The organism is Methanobrevibacter sp. (assembly GCF_045541095.1).
Lineage (GTDB): Archaea > Methanobacteriota > Methanobacteria > Methanobacteriales > Methanobacteriaceae > Methanocatella.
Map to the genome: position 1 here is coordinate 1 of NZ_JAZQIJ010000278.1, position 2,223 is coordinate 2,223.

2 protein-coding genes are annotated in these 2,223 nt (G+C 35.1%); both read right to left on the reverse strand.

What is annotated here, in order from left to right; translation table 11 throughout:
- Window positions 1-41: 41 nt before the first annotated feature.
- Window positions 42-494, reverse strand: coding sequence for a DUF308 domain-containing protein (locus ACKI2P_RS12045; RefSeq protein WP_407377853.1), 453 nt, complete (start codon window positions 492-494; stop codon window positions 42-44).
- Between the two features lie 128 nt (window positions 495-622).
- Window positions 623-2,146: an MFS transporter gene (locus ACKI2P_RS12050; RefSeq protein WP_407377855.1), complete on the reverse strand. Its 1,524-nt coding sequence runs from the start codon at window positions 2,144-2,146 to the stop codon at window positions 623-625.
- Between the last annotated feature and the right edge of the window lie 77 nt (window positions 2,147-2,223).

The following is a 2,223-nucleotide window of genomic DNA, read 5'->3' on the forward strand; positions in this document are numbered from 1 at the left end:
AAAAAAATTCAGGAATCCCCACCCTCTTAGGGTGGGGTGGTTCAATCAATATATAATCTTACACCTTGGATGATTAAACCCACACCAATAATGACTGCAGCATAAAGTGGCTGGTCTATTGAAAGGCCACCAAGAGCAAAAGATACAATACCCAAAATAATGATTAATACTGAAGCAATTTTTGACATTTGTGAATCTGAAATAATGCCCACAATACCTGCCAAAATCATTATGATACCTACTACATAGAATTGTAATCCTAAAAGGAAGGACAATGCGGCAATGTTAAATGTAAATGCCACCCCAACTATGATGGCCAGAATACCAATAATGATATTGAAAACTGTAAATCCACTTATTATCAATGCTATACCGAAGAATACTAAACTTAATCCTATAAGAACGGTCAATGTTAATGAACTGAATATTGGACAAATAATAAAAATCAATCCTAGAATTATGGATAATATTCCTGCCATTTGATTTGATTCCATGTTTTTCCTCCGAAATTCTATTTATTCACTTTTTCAAATGTTTTAAAAAAAACTATTTGCCTTAATCTTTTTCAGACTCATTTAGAGTTAAAATATTAAAATAAAAAAAGTAAATGAGAGAAAAACTCTCATTGTTTTTTAATGTTTGCATTTTCTAGCCGTAACGTTAGTAAAAATACAATACCCATTATGACGGCCGTAATCTGCATTACGAATGCCATAGCATCCTGAATAATAATGTTTACAATTTCAACAACAGTGTGATCTGATTTGAGATCATTTATATTGCCCACTTTTTGGAACTGGTCTATAACCTGCATATGGAATGTTTCATTTCCTGAGTACTCAGGTGCATAAACATCTACTGCATGGGAAACACCACCCACAACTCCTAAAATCAGAATTATACCGATGATTGCTGTACCCATGGATTCACCTAATGATGTACCTGTTGAATTAACACCAGATGCATTGTTTTGACTTTCCGCTGGGATATTGGATAATGAAATATCTGTACATAAAGCCATAAGGAAACCAAGTCCGGAACCCAGTACAAAGAGTCCTGGCATTAAAGTCAATGTTGTTGTATCAAGTCTGAATTGAGTGCTTAAAATCAGGCATCCTGCGATTGCCATTATACATCCTATTGCCATAACTATCTTATGGCTCAATTTTCCAGTCAAACTTGGAGCCAAAATTGCGAAAACAAGCAGACCTATAGTCATTGGAAGTGTAGTTAAACCAGTGTCAAATGCATTTAACTGCAATACACTTTGCAGATACAGGGAAACTGCAAACAATGCTCCTCCCATTGAAAGGTAACTTAATAACAAAATTATAGTTCCAGTACGTAAGTTTCTGTCTTTAAATAAGTCCATATCAAGCAATGGCACTTGACCATTACTTTTTCTTCTGCGTTCATAGTATGCAAAGATTGCTAATGCAATTAATGCCACTACAATAACGCCTATGCTTGTAGTGAATTCTTTAGATAGTGATAAGATACCTAGAACTAACAATACAAGACCTATTAATGAGATTATAGCACCAGTAATATCAAGGTCACTTCTAGATTCAGTAGGTTCGAATTCAGGTATTTTATTTTTCATTATTAAAATTACAAAAACAACTACTAATTCAATTGCAAATCCGTATCTCCAACTGAAAAATGTTGTCATGATTCCTCCGAAGAGCGGTCCGACAGCAGCTGCAACTGCACCCATTACACCAACAATTGCTAAAGCAACTGTACGTTTTTCACCGGAATATGATCCACTTACTAGAGAAACGGTAGCAGGTAACATTAATGCTCCAGCAACACCTTCAATTGCTGCCCATCCGATAAATAACATTGTGGAACTTGAACTTATTGCTGCGGTAAATGTACCGACACCGTAAAGTGCAGTACCGATTAAGAACAGTTTCTTTTTACCAACTATGTCCTGAAGCTTTGCACTGAGCAACATGAATGCGGCAGTGATGAGAGTATAAAATGACATGGTCATTTGAATGGTACTAACATCAGTATGCAAATCAGCAACAACCTGAGAAATACTTACATTCATGAATGTAGCGTCCAAAGCAATAATAAAGGAAGCCAAAGCAATTACTATTAGTGGAAGCCATGAGTTCCCATTATCTGTTTCATTCATTTATTAATCCTCCATTTTTTTTTCAAGTTTTAACGTATACCATTTGCCTTATTTTGTGGATATGCCAAAAATTTTAT